The sequence below is a fragment of the Undibacterium sp. Ji49W genome, from assembly GCF_049340205.1.
GTDB lineage: Bacteria > Pseudomonadota > Gammaproteobacteria > Burkholderiales > Burkholderiaceae_D > Undibacterium.
In genome coordinates, this window is record NZ_JBMPOW010000025.1 from 1 (window position 1) to 25,961 (window position 25,961).

The following is a 25,961-nucleotide window of genomic DNA, read 5'->3' on the forward strand; positions in this document are numbered from 1 at the left end:
GCCAAATCCAATCCAATTACGGTAATCTTTTCCATGACGCTTCCCTTCTGTTAAGTAGTTTGTCGAAACTCTACTTTGGCACATCACGATGCCGTTTGGGAGGGAGGCGTCCATTTCATTACCCTACAAGGTGCGACCTCACGCATAGACATGGATAATAAGTAGGGTGCGCCACGCGCACCACTTCCAAACCACCACATCCAAACCACCACATCCATTGACGAGATATGGTGTGCACGGTGCATACAGCAACGGCTTCAGCACGCGGCACCGCAAAAGCTTAAAATAGTTACAGCCACTGCACTGCACCCAAAGCCATGAGCAAACACCCCAAGGACCGCCGAAGAGACTGGATACACCACGCCCCTGGCACCAACGCCAACCGGCTGGAACGTATCGAAGCCTATTTCGCCGGCAATGCCTATGCCATGCACAGGCACGATACCTATGCCATCGGCACCACCCTGTCGGGCGTACAAAGTTTCCGATATCGCGGCAGTGAATGCCATAGCCTGCCAGGTGGCACCATCGTCTTGCATCCGGACGAAGCGCATGACGGGCAGGCTGGTACTGGTGATGGTTTTCATTACCGCATGATCTACGTGGAACCGGCGCTGATACAGCAAATTCTTGGTGGACAGCCTTTGCCCTTTGTGAAGCATGGCCTCTCGGCAGACCCGCGCCTGCATGCCGCCACCCTGGCCTTGCTGCAACGCATGGATGGTCCCATGGATGCGCTGGAAGAACAGGATGCTCTTTTTGACCTGGCCCACGCAATGCAAGTCGCATCCGGCAAACCCGCCCGCAGCCAGCGCTTTGATTACCTCGCAGCAGAAAGGGCGCGTGAATACATGCACAGTGACATTACGGATAACATTAACCTCGAAGAACTGGCAGCACACAGTGGCCGTGACCGCTGGAGTTTGTCACGCGATTTCCGCCTGCTGTTTGGCACCAGCCCTTATCGCTACCTGACCATGCGTCGCCTGGATCTGGTCAAAAAACTGTTGATGGACGGTTATTCCCTGGTGGATGCCGCACTGACGGCAGGCTTTACCGACCAAAGCCATATGACCAAACACTTCGGCAAAGCCTTTGGTTTGACGCCACTGCACTGGCTGAAAATGCATGGGACCAAGATCAGGCGATAGCGCGCGGTACAGTGTCAAGTGTCAAGTGTCACGCACAATCGTACAATATTTGCTGCTCGACTTTGCTTATGCTGGGTGCTTGTTCACTCTACACAGGATAAGCCAGCATGCAAACCCAACCAGACACCACCACAACAAACTACCAAAGCATTAACTTCGCCAACAAATTCAGCCTGTTCAGCGAACAATGGTCACAAAAAGTCATCGCCGAAATGAACGACTATCAATTCAAAGTCGCCCGCCTGCAAGGCGATTTCATCTGGCATGACCACGCCGATACCGATGAAAGCTTCATCGTCCTGGAAGGCCAGCTACGCATCGATTTTCGTGATGGCCACGTATTGATATCTCAAGGCGAAATGTATGTTGTCCCCAAAGGTATTGAACACAAACCCTACGCCGAACACGAAGTCAAACTCTTGCTGATAGAACCACGGGGTGTGGTGAATACAGGCGAAGAGGGTGGTGACAGAACCAGTGCGCTGGATGTGTGGATTTAAGATTGTTATTGTCTTTTAGTTATCTATGTTGAGCGGATGTTATTAAATTATTCATAAAATCTTTGAGGTATAATTTTCGAAGGGACTTTTATGGAAAATAGAATTGAATAAATAAAAATATTTAAAATCAATCGGTTATGATATTTTTCACAGTCTTTTATTTGGTTTTTAGTAACTTCTTAGGTGCTATCGCGCAAAATTGTTCGATTTTTTTAAATGTTCGCGTAACGCGAACGAAATAAATATTGAACAAATGCAGAAATGTTCGTAATATTGATTTGTTCGCGTTACGTGAATATTTGAAATTAACGAACATTGGACACCTATGTCTTCAATTGCTGAACTAGGCTATGACGAAGCGGAACTGACGCAGGCAGGGCTTGCTGCACTGGAAGCCCAGACGGGGATAAAGGGGAAGATTCTTCGCACCGACATCCCTAACAGTACAGACCGTGGATACGATGCCGTTATTGAATTGTATGCCCATGGTAAACGGTATGAATACTATGTGGAATGCAAACGCCTGCTTGATCGCAAAATAAAAATAAACCAGGTCAAAGAACAATTTAATAAATATGGGTATAAGGGATTGTTGATTGCCCCTTATCTCAGTGCTGAAATGGCTGAGCATTGCCGCTCTATTGATTTGGCTTTTCTGGATACAGCAGGCAATACCTATTTGCATGATGCTGGTTTATATATCTTTGTCAAAGGCTTGAAGTCTGAGGATGTCAAAACCTGGACCGGTACTGACATTGGGAAAATTAATCCCACTGTCATGAAGATGATGTTTGCGGTGCTTTGTAGTCCGAAAATATTGAATTTGAATTTCAGAGACATGGCTCAACAAGCCAGGATTCCTCTAAGCATGGTCGGTGATGCGTTTCAATTCCTGATCAAGCGTGGTTATCTTCTCAATCCACAATCCAAAGAAAATCGACAACTAGTCCACGGCGCATTGTTGGTGGATGAATGGGTGACACTTTTCCCTTCCATCGTGCTTCCCAAATTGCGCCCGCGACGTTTTAGCTGTGCAGATGCTGATTGGTGGCAGGCAGTCAACCTAGATGGTACTAATGCCGTCTGGGGTGGGGAAGTCGCAGCGAAAAAACTGACAAATTACCTGAGACCCGTGACTCAGACTTTATACGTCAATGATAATTTGAAAATATTTTCCAGGGCAGCTAAAACCAAAACCGATATCTGGAAAATACCAAATTTCACACATGATCTGATCAAAACCCACAGGTTACGCCCTGATCCTGAAGGCAGGATTGAAATTCGTGAAAAATTCTGGAATTTTTCGGCTTCAGATCAACATCCCGATATTGCTCCACCGTTGCTGGTGTACGCCGATTTGATGGCATCGCTGGAACCCAGAAATATCGAAGTTGCCCGCAAGATCAAAGATGAGTGGATAGACCATGCTTAAGCTCAAACTTGAAAATCCAATTGATAGCACCACGATCACCATTCTGGAAAGCGTTGCCCGTGTCAGCGCCGATTTGGGTATTGATTATTTTTTGGTCGGCGCCACTGCCAGGGATATTCTGCTGACCCACGTGTACGGCATAGATATGCTGCGCGCTACACTGGATATCGACTTTGCTATCGCGGTCAAAGACTGGTCAGAATTCGATAGATTAAAAAATGGTCTGTTGAAGGTAAAAGGCTTTAGTTCAACAGGGAAAATGAAGCAAAGACTGGAATTTCATCCCGATACAGGCGCGCATAGCGATGCTTACCCTATTGATCTGGTTCCGTTCGGTGGTGTCGCAAGTGCAGCACATATGATTGCCTGGCCACCGGATATGCAAGTCGTGATGAATGTCTGCGGTTACGATGAAGTTTATGCTGCGGCGGAAGAGGTTGAGCTATCTCCGGGCCACAGCATCAGAGTCGCATCACTCGCCGGGCTGGGTTTGCTTAAACTATTTGCCTGGGAAGAGCGTGGCCTGAAAAATCCTAAGGATGCGCAAGACTTGCACACCCTGCTAAAAAATTATTTCGATGCCGGCAATAGAGATCGTATCTATGAAGAAGAATCGGATTTACTAGTCGAAGTGGATTACGACCCGGTTCTCGCAGGGGCCATATTATTGGGAAAAGATATCGCCCGCATCGCAAGTGAAACAACCCGCCAAAAGCTGATCGCCATATTGGAGCAACCGGAATTATGGGAAAGACTGGTTACACATATGGTTGGCCGAAACAATTTTACCGATGGCTCCACAGAGAAAGTCGAGCAGCTTTTATCTCTGTTTCTGAGGGGCTTGTCTGGCGTAAGTACCGACCAGACATAGGATAAAAACTTGATGCCTTGTTCGCGCCATTTTTTCCATTCGACGTAAAAACTGATGCACAAGGTAGGTCTAAAGAATTTAAGTAATATGCATAGTAGCTAATGCGTTCAAACCTGTCACACTATATTCTCTGTATGTGATCATCAATGAGTAGCATGCAAACCTGCCATGCAGGGCATAGTATTCCACAAGCCGGTTTTTTTGCACGCCCTGCAAAAAAATAAAACCATCACACCTGCATACCACTTTACCGACCTGCGCTGTTTTGCACTAATTTTCACTAATAGGGCAAACGCCATCACCAGCCATCACAAGATCACCATACCAGTGGCCGAGTGAATTTCCATATGCGCTTATATTCGTTTGTCTGTTGATATATTCTTGATATTTTCCGGTCTTCACTGTTTTTTTAAAGAAGACCCATGCCTACCAAGAAAATAAAATTAAAGCCTTTATCTGCCTGCGTTGTCAGTGCTCTGACGCTGTTTTATAGCCATGTTGCGATGGCACAGACTGCGCAAAAGGAAGATAAAAAAGAAGAATCCGTGGTCATCACCGGCTCGCGCATACCACGTGCCAGCCTCGAAGGACCGGCGGCGGTGACCATCATCACGGGTGAAGAAATCACACGCCAGGGCTACAAGAATGTCTACGATGCCCTCAACAATGCCGTGCAAAATTCCGGCTTTACGCAGGGCGAAGATTTTGGCAATACCTTTACGCCATCAGCCAATACCATCAGTCTGCGCGGGTTGGGGCCTAACCATACCTTGATCCTGCTGGACGGGCGACGCATGGCGGATTTTCCTATCGCTTATGAAGGTACGGTCAATTTCACCAATCTGGCAAATATCCCTTCAAATATCGTGGAACGCATAGAGATACTGAACGGCGGTGCATCAGCCATTTACGGTTCAGACGCGATTGCCGGTGTGGTCAACATCATTCTCAAAAAGCATACGCAAGGGTATAACATCAATGCCAAAATTGGTGATACCGAACGTGGCGGCGGAGGTAACAAGCGCGTGCAATTTTCCGGCACGGTCAATGTCGATCAGTTGCAAAGCCTGTTCAGCCTTGAATACAGCGAACGTGAGCCACTGCGCGCTACCCAGCGCGATTTCATGGCGTTACGCAGCACACCCAGTGCCACGCTGTACCGCAAGGATATCAAGACCGGTCGCTATATCGACCTGGGGGATGCCTGTAGCCAGTTGAGCGATTTCTTTGACGGCACCCAGATCAGCTATAAAACCAGCAAAGGCAGCTATTGCGCCAGCCCGCGTTTAAGCCCCATGCACTGGACAGTACAAACCAAGAACCAGAGCCTGAATTTTTTCTCCAGCAGCAATCTGACGCTGAATGCTGATACCACCCTGTTCGCCGATATCCTGCTGGGCAAGAACAAGACAGAAAACGATACACGTTCGCCAAGCTGGGTATCGTCATCCACCAACCAGAGTTATTTCTGGAATAAAAACACCAATGCCTATGAAGCCTGGAGCAAGGTATTTGCCCCCGAAGAAATCAATGGCGTGAACCGCTTCAACCGTCGCTGGGACGATACCTCGGCAGGCATCAACCTGGGCATACGCGGTGTGCTGCCGGGCTCGCAGTGGAATTATGAAGCGGCTTATAGCGCATCGGCTTACCGCAGTGAAAACGTGGTGCCACGTACCCTGGCCAATATTGATACTTTCTTCCTTGGCCCCAAACTGGGGCTGGACAGTGCTGGCATTGCCATCTATGCCCCCGACGTGCAACGTCTGACGCGCCGGCTGACACCCGAAGAATTCAACCAGATCACTGCTGCCTCGCGCAGTGCCGACAGTTCACGCACGCAAACCCTGAGCGTGGCGCTGAATGGCGAATTATGGCAACTGCCTGCCGGGGCCATCAAAACCGCAGGCATCGCAGAAATTGGTAACCAGAGTTTTGATAACCTGCCTGATCCGCAGATTAACCAGGGCGTTTTCAATACCGTTACCAAGTCCGATGATGTGCGCGGCTCGCGCAAACGCTATGCGCTTGGGGCCGAAGTGTATGTGCCACTGTTGAAAGAAGTCACTGCCAGCCTGGCTGGGCGCTATGACGATTATCACTTTGCCGGACGCAAGGATGGCAAGCTGACCTATAACGGTGGCCTGGAAATTCGCCCCACGCAAGAACTGCTGTTGCGCGCCAACTATGCCACCAGCTTCCGTGCGCCGGACATGAACTACATCTTCAAGGCACGCGGCACCGGTTATTATTCAAGTACGACTGACTATTATCGCTGCAAGGCCGAAGGGCAGGAACTGAAAGATTGCGACTATGCGAATTACTCGCCAGGCGCCAATTATGTGCAGTTCGGCAGCCCTGACCTTAAATCAGAAAAAGGCAAATCCTTTGGCGTGGGCGTGGTTTGGTCACCCAGCAATCAGTTCGATGTTTCGCTTGATTACTGGAACATCAAGATCAGCGACATGGTCGTCAACCTCAGTGCAGACCAGTTATTGCGCGATGAAGCCGATTGCCGCACTGGTAAGCGCGATATCAAATCCAGCCTGTGTGCCGACACCATCAACCGCATCAAACGTTATCCGACCAATGCGCTCAGCCATGCCGGTGAAATACAGGAGATCTGGGTCAATCCCATCAATGCAGCTTACCAGGCCACCAGCGGCATTGACATCAGCGCCAAATACCTGCTGAAAACAACGACGGCTGGCAGCTTTACCTTCAAGGCCAATTACAGCAAGGTGCTGAGCAAGAAATCCAAGCAGTTTGAAGGCGATGCCCTCTACGACGACCTGGCCGACCTTGGCAATTCAGACTGGCGCGACAAACTGATCGCCAGCGTCAACTGGAACAAAGGCGACTGGTCCAATACACTGACGGTCACCCGTTACGGCAAGATACCGAATGGTTCTGGTGAATATTACCTGTCCCCGACGGGCATCGCCAACTGGAGCACGGTCTATCAGGCCAGCAAGAACCTGTCGGTATCGCTGATCATCAACAATGTGTTCAACAAGATCAAATACGATTACAGCGGCGGCTGGCCGAATTATCCTGTGGGTTCATTCACCCCGTTTGGACGACAAGGATGGCTGGAGGTGAATTATAAATTTGGTGCGTAATCCCCGTCTTTGGCTGTGAAGAAAAACGGTGCGCGACATGACATCCTGCTTATTGTCTATGCGGCAGGGTGTCGCGCGCCAGATTAAAAATCATATTGCACACCGGCGTGAAAGTATTGAAAAATTGAGCATCGCCCGCAGATATCCAAAACTGAATGCATTAATCCGGACCGAGAGCACATCATGAACCAACATACATCGCAGTTCCACATGACCCACAACGCGGCAATCGGGCCGCCCGGGTTCTTGAGGAACTATGATGAAAGATCACTCTCGTGCTGTGCGCAGGCATCATGATGCGCGCTTGAAGAAAAAACGTCAGTATTACTATTCCTACCGTCAGGGCCGTCTGAGTCCACGACAATTGGGCCTGGTATTACATACGCCCGCTTTATGCAGTTGCTATATGTGCGGCAATCCGCGCAAGTATTTTGGCGAACGATCCGTGCAAGAGAAGCGGTGGATGCAGACGGTGGAGGAGTAACTGTAATTACTGCATGTCAACGCCAGGCATTTATTGGCTGTAGGTGTGCAGTAATTCCATTTTGGTGAAATCGCTTTCTTCTATGAGGGAGTTTTCAAGACCAGCGTTCCAATCTTCTTCGCCGTCATTCGAATCACCATTATCGGCATCCATCAGCCAGTGTTCGCGGAATTCGCCAGAGCATTCTTTTTGAAAATCTTCTGCGAATGAAGACAGTCGTTCATCGTTGCGAAGAATATTTAAGACAGTATCGGTTGCTAGGCTATACGCGTTTTGATCCCGGCCTGCATATAGCTGACAAAATTTCTCCAACTGCCAGCCAGCTTCGGGAAAAGTAGATAGTTGAAGCACTGATTTTACAAACCGATTGAAATCAATTTTATCTTTGAAGCCATAACGGTAGAGGGCGCGCCAGACGTTTTCATCGATATGCTGACCATCTGCGCATAATCGTGCAGCAAGCAAGTATTCTGTCGTATCGGTATAGCCGTATAGGTCAAAAAGTTGATCAATCAATTTTTCCTGGTAGGTTTCATGCCCTAAATCCCATATCGCCAAGAGTTTGGCCAGGGAAGGAATATAACTTTCATCGGCCAGTGCCAGCTCTGCGATGGCGAAACTGCCTCTTGGATGGTATTCATCTTGCCAGGTGTCAGGTTCATGATTCACGTTGTCTACGTACTGTGCTATCAGTGGCCGCAGTTCCTTGAACTTTACGGCTTCCTGAAAGAAAGCGCGTTCATGCAAGGTCACGTCATCAACCTGAAAAACGATTTTATAGTGTTCGGATTGATTGCCATCGCCAAGATTGAGAAAATCTTGCATATTGGACGTGGCCGCATTCAACGATTCGCAAGCGGACTTGATACCTTCTTCATCCATTGTCGCGGGTATGGTGAGGACTATCCAGTCGCCCCAATCTTTTTTATCCCCTGAATGACGCCAGCGTTGCATTGTTTTTCCCGTTTGTGATGATGAATAACAATTATGCCAGTTATTTTTTGCATCGTGCATGATTGCTCAGTATGTTGGCTTGCTAAAGACAGTGGCCCTGTCAGTGTATTTGATACCGTCAATATCTCCAGGAGAGACATTGTTGGGATGATTCTGCCTGTAAAGGCCAAAACAAGACAGCACCTATAGTGTCAGTCAGACAGATGAAAAAAATGGCGTGCACTGGAAGTGTTGGGTTATGATTAACGAAAATCGGTATTTGCCGTATATAAATTGAATGCGATTGGACATGACCGTGTCTGGCGCATTCTTTTATTTTCAGGCGCATAGTTTATCGGAAACCCTACACTTCATAACTTACGGTGGATCAGATGGCAAATGGAACGGCTGCAGCAGGTGCGAAATACAAGATAGGTGAACAGCTTGACGGCGGTATCATATTTTATCTCGATAAAAGCGGCGAACATGGCTTGATGGCCGCGCCGGTCGATCCGGTTGAAAGAACAGCTTGGTGCCCTAATAAAAGCCCGAATGTTCTGGCAATGACGGTAAGGGATGGGATCGGTATGGGCCGGTACAATACGGAAAAAATTATCGATAAATATGGCTCCGGCGATTACGCTGCCATACTTTGCGCACGTTACCAGTTGAACGGGATTGGCGACTGGTACCTGCCTTCCCTATACGAGCTGGAACTGATGATTAAAACGATAGGGAATGGTACTAGTGGCCCGAACAGGAACATCGGCAAATTCAGTGAAGGTTATTACTGGAGTTCCAACGAAGAGAGCGACTCTGAAGCCTTTGTTGTTATCAGTAATAATGGTGCAAGGATGGATTTGATGAAACGTTCGGCTGAGGAACGCGTCCGGGCGATCAGGGCGTTTTAGTCCACCGGCCTTTGTTCTAAGCATCGTAAGGCTTGATGTCACAATGCACACCGGGTAGGGTGCGCCACGCGCACCGAATGCCGCCATGCGATTGAAAATATGGTGCGCGCGGCGCACCCTACCTGTTATCCATCCGTCCATCGGGCAAGGTCGAAAAATGGTGCACCATGTGCACCGATTTGCCCGTGCGAATGTATAAAGCCATACACACAGCACGTCACCAACATCCCCGCTACCTCAACCCAACTGCTCCAGCGCCCGCGCCAATTTTTCCACATCATCGACCGTATTCAAATAAGAAAACGACACCCGAGCAATATTGTGCAGACCGCGTGCCTGCATGTCCAGCGGGGTGTAGGGGATGCCATTGGCGCCGATGTAGATGCGCTGCTGCGCCAGTTTGTTTTTTAAGGCCATTGCATCATGCCCACGCAGGTTGAAGGCGACGATGCCTGATTGTGGGCCAATACTCACATCACCCAGGTCATGCAGGCTGATGCCGGGGATGCGTGCCAGGCGTGTACGACAGGCGCTTGCCAGTGCGGCACTGATCTGGCCAAGCTGGGCCACGTCCATTGCCAGCGCGAGTTTGACGGATTCTGCCAGCCCCAGTTGCAGGGCGACGGCGGCTTCGCTGGTTTCAAAACGGCGGGCGTCATCGCGCAGATGGACTTCATTTGCGTTGATGGGGGCGGATGATACATCGACCCAGGCCGGTTCCAATTGCTGCAAGAAAGCACGGCGCACATACAGCAGGGCGGTGCCGCGTGGGCCACGCAGATGCTTGCGGCCTGCGCTTTTCAGTACATCACATTGCAATGCCTGCACATCAACCGGCACTTGCCCCAGTGCCTGCCCGGCATCAATAATGTAGGGCACGCCCGCTGCGGCAGCGACCTTGCCGACGGCAGCGGCGTCGTTGATCAGGCCACTATTTGCCGGTAGCCATGTCAGCGAAATCAGGCGCACGCTCATATCAATCATGTTGGCCAGTGCATGGGCATCGACACTGCCGTTTGCATGGCAGGGGATGACTTCAACGCTGGCACCGGCAGCCTGCGCGGCACGCTGGTAATTGGCCAGGTTGCCGCCCCATTCTTGCCTGCCGACCAGAATGCGCTCACCCTTGTTTAGTCGGGGCATGGCAGCAAACACGCTGCCAAAAGCGCTGGAGCCGGATGTCATGAGGGCGATTTCATCTACCTGTGCATTGATCAACTGCGCGGCGCGCTTGCGTAAGTCTTGCAGCTTGTCTGCCACCAGCAAACCCGCCTCCATGGGGCCGACTTGTGCTTCCAGATCCAGGTGGGCATGGATGGCTTGCAGGGCCGCTTGCGGCAGTAGCGATGCACCTGCGTGGTTGAGGTGCACGCCGCTGTTCAACCCTGGTGTGCGGTCACGTAACTGTGCCAGTTGGTCTGCGCTGATCATATTGCTCATGCCGGATTCAACTGCACAATCGCATCCACTTCCACCGCTGCGCCTGTCGGCAGACTGGCGACGCCGATGGCAGTGCGTGCATGGCGGCCACGTTCGCCCAGAGTGGCGACGACCAGATCAGATGCGCCGTTGGCGATGGCGCTATGACCATCAAAGTCTGGTGTGGCGGCGATGAACACGCCCAGGCGCTGCACCTGGGCGATGCGGCTGATGTCACCGCCAGTGACGGCATCGATAATCGCCAGCACGCCAAGAGCAGCAATTTCTGCCTCTTGTTTTGCGATTTCTGGCGATAGCCCGGCACCGACTACACCTGCTTTGGCAGCGCCAGGGCGGCCAATTTGCCCGGCGATGATGAGTACATTATTTTGTACCGTGTAGCTGACATAGTTGGCCGCCGGTGCTTTGACAGGGGGCAGGGTGTGGCCGAGTTGTTGCAGTTTTTGTGCGATGGTAGACATAATTTCCTTAAGCAATTTGAGAGTTAATCGAGAGTAGTAGCTTGCCTTGTGTCCCGCGGTCTGCGAGCGCACGATGCGCCAAAGCTGCATCGGACAGCGGATAAGTGGCATGAATACGCAACTGCACCGTGCCATCGGCAATGTGGCGGAACACCGCCGCCGCATGGGCTTGCAGGCGGGCAGGGGTGTCCACATAATGCGGCAAGACCGGGCGCGTCAGCGTGATGCTCTTGCGCATCAGTTGCAAGACATCGACCGGGTCTGGCTGGCCACTGGCCGCACCAAACAGGATGACATGACCACGTGTGGCGACCAGTTGCAGGCTATGCGTGAATGTCGATTTGCCGACAGAATCAAACACCACATCTACACCACGCCCACCGGTTTGATCCAGCACGCTTGCAAGCCAGTCGGCATCGCCGTCATACCGTACCGGAACAGCACCAACGCTACTCAACCACGCAGCCTTGGCGGCAGATGAGGCGGTACCAAATACAGTTAAGCCACGCGCCACCAGCAATTGCACCAGCCAGCCGCCAACACCACCGGCAGCAGCATGGACCAGCACAGCCCCAGACACTGGCAGGCGCGCCACGTCATCAGCCAGCATGATGGCGGTCAGGCCATGTTCGATTGCCGCGCAGGCGTCACGCAGGCTGACATCATCTGGCACGCGTATCAGGTTGGCCGCAGGCACGGCCACCTGTTCGGCATAGCTGCCCTGTACGCCGGTGGTATAGGCCACGCGCTCGCCCGCCTTCCACCCGCTGCCAACGGGTGCATGGGTGATGATGCCTGTGCCTTCTATGCCCATGGGCCAGGGTTGTTTCACGCCAGGGTAGCCGCCTTCGCGCTGATAGATATCGACAAAATTGACGCCTGCCCAGGCAGCCTGCACGATGATGTCACCGCCTGGCGCATCCACCTCTTGCAGTCTTAATTGTTCTGGCCCGCCGAATTGATTGATGATGATTGCTTGCATTTCACATCCCACAGGAAGTTACGATGCCCAAATTATTGTCGTACTATGTGAAGATTAAAAAACGATACTTACGCAACATGAAAGTGAGGAAAATTCAACATGCACGGAAAACTGCCGCCCCTGTTCACCCTGCAAGCCTTTGAGGCGGCATCGCGGCTGGGTAGTTTTAGCCGTGCCGCAGAAGAACTCAGCCTGACGCCCGGTGCCATCAGCCGCCAGATCCGCCAGTTGGAAGACTGGAGCGCGCTGACCCTGTTCAAACGCAATGGCCCCAAAGTCAGTCTGACGGATGACGGTGCTGCCTTGCTGGCGCGTCTGGCTGGCCCTTTGTCGGCCCTGCACCAGGCGATTTATCCGCCTGACGATGCGACACAAAAGACCCTGCACATCAGCACCCTGGCATCCATCGCCAAAGAATGGCTGTTGCCGCGCCTGGACAGCTTTGCGCAAGCCCACCCGCATATCCGCCTGATCATTGATACCGACTATGCACTGGTGCGGGCAGCACCACGCGTGGCCATGCTGGCGATACGCCATGGCACCCGGCAAAGCGCCGATCAAATTTGTGAAACCCTGTTTAATGATCGCCTGGTAGCAGTGACCTCGCCAGCACTGGCGGCAACACTGGGCAGCGATGCCCGCCTGTGGCCCGCCAGCGCCATGCTGCAACACCTGTCGCTGGATGCGGGTAGCTGGCAAACCGCTGCCGGCATGGCAGCAGATTTCAGCCCGCAAGGACAGGCTTATAACGATGCCGATGTCTTGCTGGAAGCCGCGGAACTAAGCCAGGGCGTAGCGCTTGGCCGCCTGTCGATCGCCTGGCGACGCTTGCAGGCAGGCAGCCTGGTGCTGGCCAGCGAAGTGGTCTGCGCCACGCCACGCGACAATCTGCTGATCATGCGCGAAGACAGTGCTGGTCTACCCGAAATGCGCGCCTTTACCAACTGGCTGCGCGAGCAGGCACGTCTATGGCAAAGAGAAGTGGATGCCTTTGATCAAAGGCATCCATTTGTGCAGGTAAAGGAGGATTGATGGAGTGAGCAGGCTTGGTTTAAGCTTGGTCAGGCCTGGTCTTTGTTTGGCAACATACGGCGCAACACGCCATCTTTCTTCACCAGACCATGCCACAGCGCCGCAGCCGCATGAAACGTTGCCAGCGCCAGCAAGATATTGGCGAACAAGCCATGCAATTCCACCACGTCGTGTCGCAGCTCTTTATTGGCCGGGTCAAAGGCTGGTACGGTGAATTTCGCTCGTTGCGAAAGCCTCGCAGACCTCAACGACGACGCTTAACCAGGTGGCGTTTGGATCGGCCTCCAAAGGGAACAACCGGGGCCGAACCTATGGTATGAATCAGCTAGACCCTCGGCTGAACCCGCAGCTGCCCCCGGCTATGCCATTCAGGTTTTTATTGCCGCTTGGTGCAGCGCCAGTTAAATCCTATACCAGTGATGACCCCGTTCTTGGTGTAGCCAAACAGGGAGTCTAGCTGGCCCGAGGCGCCTACCGGTGGCTCGCTGCTCCAGCAATTGCCAGTTTGACGTTGGCCGCCGCCCACGTCCTTCCATTTGTTGGTGAACAGGTAAAGGGAATTGAGCGGTGCTTCATTGCCCCAGGCTGAGACGATGGCTTCGTTCTGGTCGAGGGAAAGCTCACGCTTGGTGCCGGTTTCGCTACCGTACAAAACTTCGCCCGAGCCATCGCGTGGTTTGATGCGGATGCCATTGAGCGCCTGACCGTCTTCCCGTACATAAAGCACGATCAGCCAGATTGGCGAGGCCTGTTGAGGTTTGCTGGGCAGCTCGAAGTAGGTGCCCTCGGCCTCGCCATATAGTTTGCTTTTGAGAATGCTGTGTTCAAACTGCGCTTTTTCCTTGACCGCGGGATCGTAATAGCGCCACAAGAGCGCAGCCGAAAGCAGGGTGTCAAGTTCGACGCTGAAATGATCCTTGATCAGGGCAAGGCGGGCATCGCGTTTGGTCACGGCCAGTGCCTCTGCCTGTTGGTAGGTCAGATCACCACCGCCGGAATAACTTTTCCAGCCGTCGAAGCTGTCGGTGGCGACAAAGGCATCATGGTGCGGGTGGCCGTTTTCGTAGATCACTTCGCGATGATAGCCAATCTTGTCCAGACGCCAGCGCAAGGTGTTGGCTCGCGCCTTTTTGCAGCCCTCGACATACAGCGCTACGCGCTTTTGCAAATCCTTTAGCAAATCGGCCGGATTGGCGTGCGGTTTGTCATAGATCTTCTCGTAATTATCGTAGCGTTCACGCAATATACCCAGGTGGAGGGTACCCATGATGACCAGATGCGGCAGCGTTTTTTCGGGCGATGCCTGGTCGAAGAAGTATGGCCGCATCGCTTCCAGACTGGCAACCATGCTCGTCATCCACTGCCCTTTATCGGTGCCAGGTGTGGCCAGCGAATATTGATCCATCTGATTCTTGAAGCCGCTCAGTTTCAGGCCCAGGTCCCTGATATAGGATTCTTCGATCATCTCGCGCGCGATGCTCACGACATAATCTCGCACCTGTTCGATCAGGGACGGCCGGCTATTCGGCCACAGCAGATCTGCCACGAATTTGATGGCTCCGCCCACTTTGGGCACTTCACCGATCAAGGACAACGCGCCCTCCCGGAACTGATCGTTCCCGAGCAGGACAATCTCGCGCAGGCCGCGTGCGGCGACAGGTGGTACAGGTTCGAAGGTAAACTGATAGTCAGCGCCCTTGCCGATGTCTTGCACTAACCTGGCGCCTTTTGGCTTGTCATTGCCGTTGACCATCAGGAATTTTAAGCTGTGGTGGGCGCTGATGAAATACCGGTTGTTCCCGGCAGGGTGGAAGCTGAATTGCTGGTTACCTTGATGGGGGGTGACATCCCACTGGATGACAGCGGCGCCATTGTCCTGCGACAAATTAGTCACATCAAAACTCTTGCCGGACGAACGAGAGCGGATGCTGTAGTACCCTTGCGGATATGAAACCAACTGAAAATGTTGATGATTGCCCTTGCCCTCTTCGGTGACCATCTCGTCCTGCACGATCTCGGCACCGCGATGGCCCGCCTTGTCGCGCACCTGTAGAACCAGACCGCTTTTGACTGATCTGATGAGAAAAAATTGCCCGGGAATTGGATCAAATGCCATGGTGACTCCGCTTGAAGTAATAGAAAGTGGTTGCCGCGCCGTCCTGGACTCAGACGCCTCTGGGGGCGAGGGAAATACTGCTGAGTCAGGACTTGCCAACTGTGTTGCGTGGCTAGTGAATTACTTCGTTAGTATAACGAAGTAATTTGTTAAAAAGGAAAGATATTTTTCCATCGGGAATCAATCCGCTGCACATTTGCGCGCAATTCAGTCGTGCAGGCTGTCCAGCTTGCCGCCTTAGCAGCACACCGACCAGCGGCTGCCAGCCCAACGGCGGTGCCGTGGCTGGCAATGGTCGCCTGGATGATAGTAGGCCAACACATCTAAATGCGGTATCCTCGTATCACGTGTGGACTGATTTATGCCAAACGAAGGCCAAACGAAAGCCCAACGAAGGCCCAGCGAAAGCCCAACAAAAAGACAATTAGCGGATAATCCATGCAGCCAGAACAAGACCTGACCACCGTTGCCACCTACCTCAACCCCTGGGATGCACATGTCATGCGTGGCCTGCTGGAATCAGAGGGCATCGCCGCCAGCCTGGCCGGTGAACACCATGTCTGGGCCAACTGGCAATGGTCGCTGGCACTGGGTGGCGTGCGGCTACAAGTACCAGCGAAAGATGCAGATACAGCGACAGAAATCTTGTCCCGCTACGCCAACGGCGAATTTGAAGCTGCGCTGCAAGATGAACTGAAAGCCAATTCCACAGATTCTGCCGATCTCGCAGAGACCGAAGCAGCCAGGCCCCTCACATGCCCCCATTGCGGCTCTACCCACATTGAACCCGCCGGCAGCGTGACATCCATGGCGGCGGCGCTGAGTATCCTGTTTTTTCTGGGTGTCATCGTGCCGCAGCACCGCGATAAAAAATGCGGGACTTGTGGCAAACCCGTGCCCGAGAATGTGGCACTGACTTCATAAAACAAGAATTGCAGCTACGATCCGCATCATGTGCAAAATCAGTTATTCGCGCTAAGCCCGTAAAACATCCGCAGCCATCTTCGCGACTTGCTGAAGATATGCATCCGCCCATGATGACCATTTATTCCAGGCAGGCAGTGCCAGGCTGGGTATCACAAATACCGTCATTCCATTGACGTTTATTGCTGAGGGCTTGCTTGCCTTGCCCGGCGGTGCTGGCAAGCGAATATCGAGTATCCGGCTTAACTGTTTGGCTGTTCCTGCACCGTGCACGATCAGCACTTTGGGTTGGATGAAATGAAGAAGCACTTCAAAAATTTCTGTGCCATGTTTTGTTCCGCCTTTATGGCCCGGTAGTGCAAGGTCGCTGCTCATGGGGGTGGAGTAACAGATAACATTCGTTTCCAGAATATCGCTGATTCTTTCTTCGTCCAGCATGGCCCGGAAACGGTTGATGTTCTTGCGGGTGGGGGATGGCGCAGCGCCGCTCATCTCGTCATACAATTGTCGGCATGACTCACTGGCACGGTTAAACAAGGCATTCATATGTCGTTGATGCGTGAGCCTATCTTCCGCATAGGCTTTCGCCTGGTTTTTGCCGACGATGAACAGGGGGGCCGACAAAGGGTCTGTTGTATCACTCATCCATGGGCGTGGATATTGACCGTTCAATGGCCGGGTAAGTTCTGCTATGCGGGATTCGAACTGTTGCTGGATGTTTGTCATAGGCAGGGATGTCTGAAGCTTTGCTGAAATGAATTCGTTGATGTGGTCATTGTAATTGATGCCAGCTTCAAGTTCTCAACATGTAAGTGCCAGGGGATCGTGCGGAATTTTGATTTGCATGCAGCTAAACGCTGGCGCAAGGATTCGTGTATGCAGGGTGCATGCAGAAAGTAAAAGTTGCCGGGCGCTGACCCCGGCGTGCGCTTCCTCGGCCTAGAACGATTCAGCCAGCGAAAATTACAGGGCGATGTGTGATGTACTGTCGCCCGGCCTGCCTGGCAACCCAGGCAGGCGTTTATCTTTAGGACTTATTGCGCCCAGTCTTGCATGACCTTCGCCATCATCCTGCCAAAGTTTTCAAAGCGTCCCTGTTCCAGCATGGATGCCATTTTTTCGCATTGTTCCATGCTGCATTCAGAAAACGCATCGATCAGATTTTGTGCATTGATGCCGCTGGCGCTGCCTGCCATGACTGGCTGGGCGTAATAACTGGCTGGTTGGCCGAAATAGGTTTGGGTAGTCATGCATGCCTCCTGAAGAGTGAATACTGATTGTTGCTCCATGAATAGAATTATACGTATTCGTATTATATAAGTCAATACTGAATTGCTTTGAATTGTATGGAAGTGTATTGCCAGAGTTAGATTGAATAGTCATAAGCTTGCATTGAAACACCTGCTTTCTTAATATGCATTTACCTATTGAAATGTGTATTCGACAGACCTCAGGTTGCCGTATTTATTAATTGCAAGTACTTGTATTTATTGGGGAATCGGCTTTAATTCTGTGTTTGATGCAGCTAATGCCTTCGCCACGTGGGCTGTACATGGGGCTACATCCATGCAGGCTGTGGCGCGTCGCCCTGGTTTCATTTCGAAACGTATTAAATTTTAAAAAATTACATCAAAACTGTTTGAATGTAATACGTAATCGTATATAATAGGTTCCATGATGAGGACATGCAGATGTCTTGCTTACGGCAGTGATGCCGGAGTATTTAGAACCTGCTTACGATCTTACTGCGCGAGCGTGATCGGGGCTCATGCGCTGCTCAAAATGCTCATGTACTTGAGTACATTCCGCTTTTTGCGCTGCGCTTAGTTACCCTTACCCCGCTGACGCTCGCTCGCTACAGATCGTAAACAGGTTCTTCGGGTGGGTTTGCCAAGGCAGATTTCGCCCGTAAGCGCAAATGCGCATAGCGGTCCACGCTGGTGAGTGTTGATGAATTTCAATCGGTACCGGTGCAAAAAAATGGACGTGAAGAAGTAATGTGGTCGCCCGGTTTTTCTGGGAGCTAAAGAACACAACTAATTAAAGTAAGTAATTAACGCACGCAACTTAAACAAGTAACACGAAGTATCTATCCAGCCCAAAGTAGCCTTCGCTTCTTTGGTGGGCGAAGTGTTGTCTGTCACTTTTTCTAAGAACCTGTTCTCGATCTGTAGCGAGCGGGCGTCAGCGGGGTGAAGAGCAGCGCAAAAAGCGGAATGTACTTAAGTACATGAGCATTTTGAGCAGCACATGAACCCCGATCACGTCCGCGCAGTAAGATCGTGAACAGGTTCTAAAGTGACGACAGCGGGACGGCTTACGTCTGGACGATGCAAGGGACTCATCAATCAACCAAACAGAATTCCATGTCAGATAAATACCAGCATATAACAAGCAGGATAAGCAGCATAAGGGCCGATGCGGCAGGCATGTGTACGCTTGCGCCTGTCTGTTTGTGTGTACTGACCAATCTGGCTTGTTGCACAGTGACGGTGACAGCATGAATTATTACAGCCATCACATCGGTGATTTTAATAATGCCACGCGTCATTTGAACCGTCTTGAAAGAGCGATTTATCGCGACATGCTGGATTTGTATTACGACACCGAATCGCCCCTGATGCTGGATCTGGGTTTGCTGTGCCGTCGCCTGGTGGCGCGCAGTGAAGATGAAACGGTGGCAGTAGAACAGTTGCTGAAAGAATTTTTTGTCTTGACTGATGCTGGCTGGTTTCACGCACGCTGTGATCAGGCTATACGTGAATACCAAAAAAATACCAACGCCAAATCACTGGCAGGCAAGGCCAGTGCGGCCAAACGGGCAGCAGAAAAACATGGTCGGGTGGATGAATTAAACACGTCTTCAACAACTGTTGAACAGCAAGACAACACAGCTATCAGCCATGTTCAACTAACCAATAACCATAAACCAATAACCAAGAACCAACAACCAGTAAACCAAAACAAGCTTCAGCCCGCGCTAGCTGAACCTGCGCCAATTTCGGCGGAAGTGGTGGCGAAAGCGGTCACGGAAAAAAACGCAGAAACGCCTATTGCTGCGCCTGAGGTTTCGTCCGAGGTTTCATCCACAGTTTCATCCACAGTTTCATCCACAGCAGATCAGGGCAGCACCACAGCGCTGGACCTGTGCCTGACGTTCCGTCAGGCTGGGGTAAAGGCCCAGGCGGCTGATCCGCGTTTGCTGGCCTTGGTGGCGCAAGGGGCAACGGTGGAGGTGGTGCAGGCAGCCTGTGCCGAAGCCAAAAGTTCCAGGCCGGATGAAGTTATCGGCCTTGCCTATGTGCTGAAAATTTTGGAACGCTGGGGCAAGCAGGCTGCCAGTATGCAGGCCGGTGGCGCTGTCCTGCCCAGGGGCGACCCCGGGATTGCTGGAAGGGGCGGCGGTACCAGTGGCAATAATCGTGGCCGCAGCCAACCCGCAAGCCAGTCGCGACACAATAATTTCGAGCAGATCAACTACAACGAGGGCATAGAAAATGGACGTATCATCTAAAGCTGCCAGCTACATCAGCACTACCCAGCGCAACGCGCAGTGCGATAGCCATGGCGCTTACGACAGCACGGCAATTTTGCTGGGAACCAAGGTCATGCACTGGTCTGCCTGCCCGCATTGTGTGCGACAGGCCAACGTGGCAAGCCGTGCCCGTGCCGCACAGCAAGCGGTGGAAGAACGTCAGCGCCGCCTCGAAACACGCCTTAACCAGGCTGGCATACCCTTGCGTTTTCGTGAAAAAGATTTCGCCAGCTTTGTTGCCGATACCGACGATAAAGAAAAAGCCCTCAGCACCGCGATGGAATTTGCCCACAATTTTGCACGCCATCGCGCTACCGGCACCACCGTGGTGTTTTCTGGCATGCCAGGTACCGGCAAAAGCCACCTGGCAACCGCCATCGCCCGCCATGTCATGGGCAGCCACACGGTCATGTATACATCTGCCATGGATGCCGTACGCATGATACGCGACACCTGGCGGCGTGATGCACCACAAAGCGAAACCCAGATCTTGCAGGTGCTGGCCGACATTGATCTGCTGATTCTGGATGAAGTGGGCATGCAATACGGTTCAGAAGCAGAACAGATCAGCCTCTTCGACATCATCGACAAGCGCTACCGCAACGTCATGCCGACCATACTGATCACCAACCAGAACCGCCACGGCCTGCGCCAGTTTCTGGGCGACCGCAGCTTTGATCGCCTGCGAGAGAACAGCGTCTGGCAAAGCTTTAACTGGGCATCACAACGTGGGCAAGTCATGAACCTGACCATTTGACAGCCCTGATGACGCCGCAGGAAATGTAGCCGCGTCATCGGCAAACCACCACCAGAAATTCACAACGCCAGTCTGCAAAACAGCCTGGATGGGACAGTTTTTGTCCAAATTTTTAAGCCTTAACAAAAACCCGCATCTTCCCGCATGCCCTGAGCCGGAAGCCATGCCTGAAAAACACAGGGTCAACAGCAACCCCGCATGCCATCGCGGATGACACACCAGACAGCCATAGACCAGCGTGGAGTGACAGGCACGCTCAGACAAACAGGGGCATCGCGCATACGACATGCCGTACCCGGACAGGATTGATGCAAATCGAATGTAGTCGATTCAGCGCAATTCATATCGATAAGGATGCAGAAAAAATGAAAAAAATTAGTGCTCAAAAAAATGCCGTTCGCAATACCGTTCTATTCAATCAGGACAACCTGCTGCAATACATACGCAACAAGCGTGGCCTGAAGTTTCAGAATGCCCACCTGGCCGCCACCTTTGGCGTGCCATCGGGCGACATGCGCAACATGCTCGACAAGCTGCTGGAAGAAGAGCAGATACAGACCTGCGTCATCGGCAATAACCGCCGCTTTTACATTCCCTTGCCGGTGCAAGGCAAGCCATTGAACAGCATGCAAGGTGTACAAGCAAAGCCACGCGTCTTCAAAGAATACAACAGCAAAGCCAATCCACAGATGCAGGCCATCAAGGAAAGAGTCAAGGAAATGTATCCCGATGGCCGTGGCTTCATCAGTATCCACACCGGCCTGGGCCGCCTGGAAGATTACCGCGTCTTTGGAGACCAATACTGATGCGCCGCCACGAATATTGCCGCGACCCGCTGGCCATCTTGCTACAGCGCGAAGAAAAAACCTGCAAAGGGTGTCGCTACCAGGGCTGGGTAGAAATCGGCGAAAAACGCCAGCACATCTGCAAGCTTAAAGACAACCGTCGCACGGTGCGCCTGCTGGTCAAAGACAACACGCCGGCCACCGCAGCCGTCGAAGTCGATGGCCTGACAGCGGCACTGCAATTACACGGACAACGTTGCAAATCCTACGAGGAGAGAGAATGACTACCTTATTCAACAACACCCACGACGCACTGACATTTGCCTTCAATTATTCCAGTCAGCAGTATGCGATTTCACCCATGGCCAAACTGGCCCTGCAAGGCGCAGGCGCGGGCGCAAACGGCAACGGCAAAGGTCTGGTGGCACTCGATGGTGCCGCACAAGCGGGCATGATACTGGCAGAAATTGAACGCCTGCCTTCAGTCCAACGCGCCTGCATCACCGCCCGTTACGTCATCAAGACAGCAGAATGCAAATGCTGTGGCTCAGAAGGCTTAAGCGAAGATTACCGCAACGCCATCGGCAACCTGCGCGAGTTGTGCAGCAGCCAGGTCACCGGCATGTCGCTACGCATCATGCGCGAAACCATCATCCGCGCATTTTACGAACGCCGCATTTCCATCCTTAAAAAAGCCGAAGAACTACGCATCGCCAAATCCACCGTCTACGACCAAAAACGTTTGATCTGGGGTTGGCTGAGCAAGGTCGATGCCGAAGCACAAAACCTGATCGCAGATAAACTGCAAGGGATGGTCGAATCGCTGGTGTAAATCTGCGGTGATTTTGAGGTGATTGGCTGTAACAAAAAACGCACTCTCAGGAGTGCGTTTTTTGTTGCCGGTATGTGTGAAGTGCCTCAATCTGTGGCTGTACAGAAGCTATCAGGACGTATCTGGGAGGTCGTTCTGTTTGACTATCAAATGAGCTGCTGTGGTCAATAAGGGGTATCTGCGTCTTGTTTTGGTGTTGATATCTTTTGCATCTCTTTTCGATTTTGTAATCGTTTTTTGGAAAAAGTACGTAAAAATAATGATTTTTTTAGGTTTGTAATCATTTTTTGCACGACATCTGGGGATTTTTCTCTCCGCAAAAAGCGGACAAATATGAACTTTTATAATTGTTTTTTTAAAAAAATCATGATTTGTAATAGTATTTTTTGTTTTTTAATCGTTTTTTGTGTATTGTGAAGCATGGACGTGTTGATATTTGAGTAATTGGAGATTTCTATGGATTGGGTCGGTGGAAAATGGTTGGTAGAGAAATACCAGATCAAATTAGCCCAACGCCTGCGGGTGGAAAGCCTCATCAGAAAAAGTCGCAAAACGAGTTCTTCTGAGGGATTTACCGCTCAAGAATTTCCAGAAGGGTTTCGGCCAGCAGAAACCCTGGCCGGTCAACTGACCTTCATGTTCAAACATGAAGAAATGCATTTCGAGTTGCTATCGCGATTGTTCGATGCAATTGATCACACTGAGCTTGAAGAATGGATTAAAAGCGAATCAACGGGTGCGTATGCACGCCGTGCCGGATTTTTTTTCGAATGGTTTACTGATCGCCATCTGAATGTCGATGATCTGAGTCAGGGAAACTACATCGACGCCATCGATAGCAGCGCGTATTTCTCTGCACCGCATCCGGCATCGGTAAAAAGATGGAGAGTCCGCAACAATTTGCCCGGTACCCGGTACTTCTGCCCCTTGATCAACATCACCGATAAAGTCCAGGCAGCACAAGATTATGATTGTGCTGCCGCATTGACCGGCTTGGAGACGCAATTCGGGGCGGAGCTTCTCTTGAAAAGCAGCGTGTGGCTAACGATTAAGGAAAGCCGCGCCAGCTTCGAGATTGAACATGAAGAAAATCGCGAAGACAGAATAAAGCGTTTCGCGGTGGTGATGGAAAGCCGCTGCGGCGAACTGGCAAATCCACTGTCTCTGCTTGATTTAGAAAGCCTGCAGGCAGAAATATTAGGTGAAAATGCGCTGGCATATGGTGTACGCCAATCGCCAGTATTTGTCGGGCATTCAGTTGGTTATCGCGAGGTGCTGGACTACATCGCACCGCATTGGGAAAACGCACCAGCGATGCTAGGTGGGCTCAGTGACACACTGTCCATAACACAAGGCGCCTCACCCATTGTGCGTGCAACGATTGCTTCTTTCGGGTTTGTTTATATTCATCCGATGGCAGATGGTAACGGGCGGATTTCCCGATTTTTAGTGAATGATATCTTGCGCAGAGACGGGGCAGTGCCCAAGCCCTTCATATTGCCCATTTCAGCAACGATCACGCATTCAACAACTGCCAGAGTAGGGTATGACCAGAGCCTGGAGGCATTTTCCAAAGATCTGATGAAGGCTTACGCCGAACATTTCAGCTTTGGCAAATCGGAAACCTATGGCGATGGCATCGAATCCAACTTCCATTTCAGCGCCTACGACCATGCCTTAGCAGCCTGGCGTTACCCAAACCTGACGTCCCAAGTGGAATACATGGGAAATGTGATCCGGCAAACCATTGAAGAAGAAATGCTGAATGAAGCATTGTATATGCGAAATATTCACCGGGCCAGGCGTGCAGTTAAAAGAATTATCGAAGGCCCGGATGCAACGATAGACCGGATAATTAGCAGCATTTGGACCAATAAAGCAGTGTCCAACAAACTGCGCAAACAGTTCAGCATATTTGAGGATGAAGAAAAATCCAGCAAGATAGTTCAGGTGGTATTACAGGCTTTTCGTACCGACCCTGAGGAAGGTCTATTTGACGATGAAGATGGTGACGAAGATAGTGACAAAGATAATGAGTCCCTTGTTTATCGGCGATGACAATGGTTGGATTTTTATCAGGTATAAAAAGATTGATCGCTCAAAAGCTCGCCACCAAACTATTTTCAGTACAATTCTGGATATCGGGATAAGCCATATATCCCCGACCTATGCAGAAATTATCTCCTGATAAAAAACCAGGCCATTGTTCACCTTCCTGCCTATTTGAGATACCCACCCATGACGACCTATGCCCCCAAACAGACTGCCACTCGCGGGCATGTCGTGCAGATTAACAATTTGGAGCTTTACTATGAAGAGTATGGAGCCGGGCAGCCGCTGGTACTCTTGCATGGGTTTGGTGGTTGTGTACAGAACTGGCATCCTTTTATTGACGCGCTTGCAGAACACTACCGGCTGATCCTGGTGGACTTGCCTGGCCATGGTCACTCTACCAATCCCGATAACAAGTTCACCCACCGGCAAGCGGCCAGCGACGTTTTTCTCTTACTGGATAAATTGGGGATTTATCGCTTTTCGGCAATGGGGATGAGCACTGGCGCGATGACGCTGCTGCACATGGCAAGCAGCCAGGCCAGCCGCATCCACGCCATGGTATTGATCAGTGCAACGACCCATTTCCCCGATCAGGCACGGGCCATTATGCGCAGAGCTTCGTTTGGCACCATGCCCCAGCCAGTGCGGGACATGTACAGTGAATGCGCGAAACGCGGTGACGAACAAATTCGCCAACTGATTACCCAGTTCAACGCCTTCCACCAGGACTACGACGATATGAACTTCACCGCACAAAGCTTGTCCGGCATCACCGCACGCACGCTCATCGTACACGGTGACCGCGACGCTTTCTTCCCCGTTGAAATCCCGGTGAACATCTACCGTTCCATACCGGATGCCGCCTTGTGGATTATTCCAGGCGGCGACCACGTGCCTGTGTTTGATCCCAACGTCCCATTCGTAGCAACTGCCTTGCGATTTCTTGTCGGGGCAAACGGCAAGTAGCAATAGACGGTCAGGTCGTCGGTACTTGCGGTGCATAGAAGTTAAAGTTACCGTATAGCGCATGTCATTCATAACGCCAAGGAAAATTTCATCTGTTGCGCGATCCGTGCCGGGGTGATGTGAAGTTCGTATGAACGCCGATTGCCTGAGTCCGTACAAATCACAGAAAAAGATCACGAGGACTCAAGGTTGGATGTCCGGCGCACAAACCGCCAGAACCTGAGTGCCCGAGCGGTAGCGAGGTACTCGTGGACCAACGGCGTTAAGTCCACGGTGTCGGTATTCGATTGGACCTCGCTCTGGGACGGATTTCCATTATTGGCTTCACGCATTTCAGGGATTTCTTCGACAGTGTGGACTTGCGACATTGACGCGCTCCTAAATAAATAACTTCTGCCGTGTGTATTTCACACATAAAGAAGACGGCCGACACGCCGACGCCTTCGCAGTCTTTAGCGGAACTTGCATAGCGCACTCCGCAATTCACGTACGAACTGCGCCGGTTGCTCCATTGCAGCGACATGGTCACCTTCCGGGATCTCGCTCCAGTAATAGAGATTTTTATAGGTACGTTCGGCCCAAACCTCGGGTTGCGTAAAGGTCTCGCCCTTGAAGCTAATGACCCCTACCGGCAGCTCAAGGTCCATGCTGTCCATGCTTAGCCGCATAGAA

At 51.6% G+C, this 25,961-nt stretch carries 25 protein-coding genes; 16 read left to right on the forward strand and 9 right to left on the reverse strand.

Going from position 1 to position 25,961, the window contains the following annotated elements; genetic code table 11:
* Positions 1-317 precede the first annotated feature (317 nt).
* The 6 genes from ACO0LK_RS24165 (at position 318) to ACO0LK_RS24190 (ending at position 7,560) form a co-directional block, all read left to right on the forward strand.
* Entirely contained in the window at positions 318-1,151 is an 834-nt protein-coding gene (locus ACO0LK_RS24165; RefSeq protein WP_422979642.1) for an AraC family transcriptional regulator, read from the forward strand.
* Positions 1,152-1,258: 107 nt separating this feature from the next.
* Positions 1,259-1,651 (forward strand): cupin domain-containing protein, encoded by a 393-nt coding sequence (locus ACO0LK_RS24170; RefSeq protein ID WP_422979644.1) that lies wholly within the window; start codon positions 1,259-1,261, stop codon positions 1,649-1,651.
* 325 nt (positions 1,652-1,976) lie between these two features.
* Positions 1,977-3,083, forward strand: coding sequence for a type IV toxin-antitoxin system AbiEi family antitoxin (locus tag ACO0LK_RS24175; RefSeq protein WP_422979646.1), 1,107 nt, complete (start codon positions 1,977-1,979; stop codon positions 3,081-3,083).
* Positions 3,076-3,954 carry a nucleotidyl transferase AbiEii/AbiGii toxin family protein gene (locus tag ACO0LK_RS24180; RefSeq protein WP_422979648.1) on the forward strand — a complete coding sequence of 293 codons (879 nt, stop codon included), beginning with the start codon at positions 3,076-3,078 and terminating at the stop codon, positions 3,952-3,954. The genes ACO0LK_RS24175 and ACO0LK_RS24180 overlap by 8 nt, the downstream gene beginning before the upstream one ends.
* A gap of 422 nt (positions 3,955-4,376) precedes the next feature.
* Positions 4,377-7,076 (forward strand): TonB-dependent receptor domain-containing protein, encoded by a 2,700-nt coding sequence (locus ACO0LK_RS24185; RefSeq protein WP_422979650.1) that lies wholly within the window; start codon positions 4,377-4,379, stop codon positions 7,074-7,076.
* Between the two features lie 259 nt (positions 7,077-7,335).
* Positions 7,336-7,560 (forward strand): hypothetical protein, encoded by a 225-nt coding sequence (locus tag ACO0LK_RS24190; RefSeq protein ID WP_422979652.1) that lies wholly within the window; start codon positions 7,336-7,338, stop codon positions 7,558-7,560.
* A gap of 30 nt (positions 7,561-7,590) precedes the next feature.
* Here the strand turns inward: ACO0LK_RS24190 and ACO0LK_RS24195 are convergent, their stop codons facing one another.
* Entirely contained in the window at positions 7,591-8,574 is a 984-nt protein-coding gene (locus tag ACO0LK_RS24195) for a DUF6138 family protein (protein ID WP_422979654.1), read from the reverse strand.
* A gap of 311 nt (positions 8,575-8,885) precedes the next feature.
* Here ACO0LK_RS24195 and ACO0LK_RS24200 point away from each other — a divergent pair, with 311 nt between their 5' ends.
* Positions 8,886-9,404 carry a hypothetical protein gene (locus ACO0LK_RS24200; protein ID WP_422979656.1) on the forward strand — a complete coding sequence of 173 codons (519 nt, stop codon included), beginning with the start codon at positions 8,886-8,888 and terminating at the stop codon, positions 9,402-9,404.
* Between the two features lie 237 nt (positions 9,405-9,641).
* On the opposite strand, the gene ACO0LK_RS24205 is transcribed toward ACO0LK_RS24200, so the two are convergent.
* From ACO0LK_RS24205 to ACO0LK_RS24215, 3 genes are read right to left on the reverse strand one after another with little or no spacing between them, the layout of a single operon-like run.
* The gene (locus tag ACO0LK_RS24205; RefSeq protein WP_422979658.1) at positions 9,642-10,844 is read right to left on the reverse strand and encodes an aminotransferase class V-fold PLP-dependent enzyme; all 1,203 of its coding nucleotides are present in this window, start codon (positions 10,842-10,844) and stop codon (positions 9,642-9,644) included.
* Positions 10,841-11,308 carry a RidA family protein gene (locus ACO0LK_RS24210; protein WP_422979840.1) on the reverse strand — a complete coding sequence of 156 codons (468 nt, stop codon included), beginning with the start codon at positions 11,306-11,308 and terminating at the stop codon, positions 10,841-10,843. Before ACO0LK_RS24210 ends, ACO0LK_RS24205 begins: the two co-directional genes overlap by 4 nt.
* A 4-nt stretch (positions 11,309-11,312) precedes the next feature.
* Positions 11,313-12,287 (reverse strand): quinone oxidoreductase family protein, encoded by a 975-nt coding sequence (locus tag ACO0LK_RS24215; RefSeq protein ID WP_422979661.1) that lies wholly within the window; start codon positions 12,285-12,287, stop codon positions 11,313-11,315.
* Positions 12,288-12,386: 99 nt separating this feature from the next.
* On the opposite strand from ACO0LK_RS24215, the gene ACO0LK_RS24220 reads away from it, so the two are divergent.
* Positions 12,387-13,319, forward strand: a complete 933-nt coding sequence (locus ACO0LK_RS24220; RefSeq protein ID WP_422979663.1) for a LysR family transcriptional regulator — start codon at positions 12,387-12,389, stop codon at positions 13,317-13,319.
* 29 nt (positions 13,320-13,348) lie between these two features.
* Here ACO0LK_RS24220 and ACO0LK_RS24225 read toward each other — a convergent pair whose 3' ends face one another.
* Together ACO0LK_RS24225 and ACO0LK_RS24230 are read right to left on the reverse strand one after the other, a co-directional pair.
* Positions 13,349-13,567 carry a cytochrome b/b6 domain-containing protein gene (locus ACO0LK_RS24225; RefSeq protein ID WP_422979665.1) on the reverse strand — a complete coding sequence of 73 codons (219 nt, stop codon included), beginning with the start codon at positions 13,565-13,567 and terminating at the stop codon, positions 13,349-13,351.
* A gap of 128 nt (positions 13,568-13,695) precedes the next feature.
* Complete coding sequence (locus ACO0LK_RS24230; RefSeq protein WP_422979667.1) at positions 13,696-15,435, reverse strand: insecticidal delta-endotoxin Cry8Ea1 family protein; 1,740 nt, start codon at positions 15,433-15,435, stop codon at positions 13,696-13,698.
* Between the two features lie 438 nt (positions 15,436-15,873).
* On the opposite strand from ACO0LK_RS24230, the gene ACO0LK_RS24235 reads away from it, so the two are divergent.
* On the forward strand, positions 15,874-16,359 hold the full coding sequence (locus ACO0LK_RS24235; RefSeq protein ID WP_422979669.1) for a putative signal transducing protein: 486 nt from the start codon (positions 15,874-15,876) through the stop codon (positions 16,357-16,359).
* 51 nt (positions 16,360-16,410) lie between these two features.
* Here ACO0LK_RS24235 and ACO0LK_RS24240 read toward each other — a convergent pair whose 3' ends face one another.
* On the reverse strand, positions 16,411-17,085 hold the full coding sequence (locus ACO0LK_RS24240) for a hypothetical protein (protein WP_422979671.1): 675 nt from the start codon (positions 17,083-17,085) through the stop codon (positions 16,411-16,413).
* A gap of 308 nt (positions 17,086-17,393) precedes the next feature.
* Positions 17,394-17,609, reverse strand: a complete 216-nt coding sequence (locus ACO0LK_RS24245; protein WP_422979673.1) for a hypothetical protein — start codon at positions 17,607-17,609, stop codon at positions 17,394-17,396.
* Between the two features lie 1,250 nt (positions 17,610-18,859).
* Here ACO0LK_RS24245 and ACO0LK_RS24250 point away from each other — a divergent pair.
* The 7 genes from ACO0LK_RS24250 to ACO0LK_RS24280 all read left to right on the forward strand — a co-directional run bounded on the left by ACO0LK_RS24250 (position 18,860) and on the right by ACO0LK_RS24280 (position 25,289).
* The gene (locus ACO0LK_RS24250) at positions 18,860-19,873 is read left to right on the forward strand and encodes a YdaU family protein (RefSeq protein WP_422979675.1); all 1,014 of its coding nucleotides are present in this window, start codon (positions 18,860-18,862) and stop codon (positions 19,871-19,873) included.
* The gene (locus ACO0LK_RS24255) at positions 19,857-20,651 is read left to right on the forward strand and encodes an ATP-binding protein (RefSeq protein ID WP_422979677.1); all 795 of its coding nucleotides are present in this window, start codon (positions 19,857-19,859) and stop codon (positions 20,649-20,651) included. Before ACO0LK_RS24250 ends, ACO0LK_RS24255 begins: the two co-directional genes overlap by 17 nt.
* Positions 20,652-21,016: 365 nt before the next feature.
* Positions 21,017-21,457, forward strand: a complete 441-nt coding sequence (locus tag ACO0LK_RS24260; RefSeq protein WP_422979679.1) for a hypothetical protein — start codon at positions 21,017-21,019, stop codon at positions 21,455-21,457.
* Positions 21,457-21,720 (forward strand): hypothetical protein, encoded by a 264-nt coding sequence (locus ACO0LK_RS24265; RefSeq protein WP_422979681.1) that lies wholly within the window; start codon positions 21,457-21,459, stop codon positions 21,718-21,720. Before ACO0LK_RS24260 ends, ACO0LK_RS24265 begins: the two co-directional genes overlap by 1 nt.
* The gene (locus tag ACO0LK_RS24270) at positions 21,717-22,268 is read left to right on the forward strand and encodes a hypothetical protein (protein ID WP_422979683.1); all 552 of its coding nucleotides are present in this window, start codon (positions 21,717-21,719) and stop codon (positions 22,266-22,268) included. Before ACO0LK_RS24265 ends, ACO0LK_RS24270 begins: the two co-directional genes overlap by 4 nt.
* Positions 22,269-22,724: 456 nt before the next feature.
* A complete protein-coding gene (locus ACO0LK_RS24275) occupies positions 22,725-24,326 on the forward strand; it encodes a Fic family protein (RefSeq protein ID WP_422979685.1) in 1,602 nt (533 codons plus the stop codon).
* A gap of 180 nt (positions 24,327-24,506) precedes the next feature.
* Positions 24,507-25,289: an alpha/beta fold hydrolase gene (locus ACO0LK_RS24280; protein WP_422979687.1), complete on the forward strand. Its 783-nt coding sequence runs from the start codon at positions 24,507-24,509 to the stop codon at positions 25,287-25,289.
* A 452-nt stretch (positions 25,290-25,741) separates the two neighbouring features.
* Here the strand turns inward: ACO0LK_RS24280 and ACO0LK_RS24285 are convergent, their stop codons facing one another.
* Positions 25,742-25,957 carry a hypothetical protein gene (locus ACO0LK_RS24285; RefSeq protein ID WP_422979689.1) on the reverse strand — a complete coding sequence of 72 codons (216 nt, stop codon included), beginning with the start codon at positions 25,955-25,957 and terminating at the stop codon, positions 25,742-25,744.
* Between the last annotated feature and the right edge of the window lie 4 nt (positions 25,958-25,961).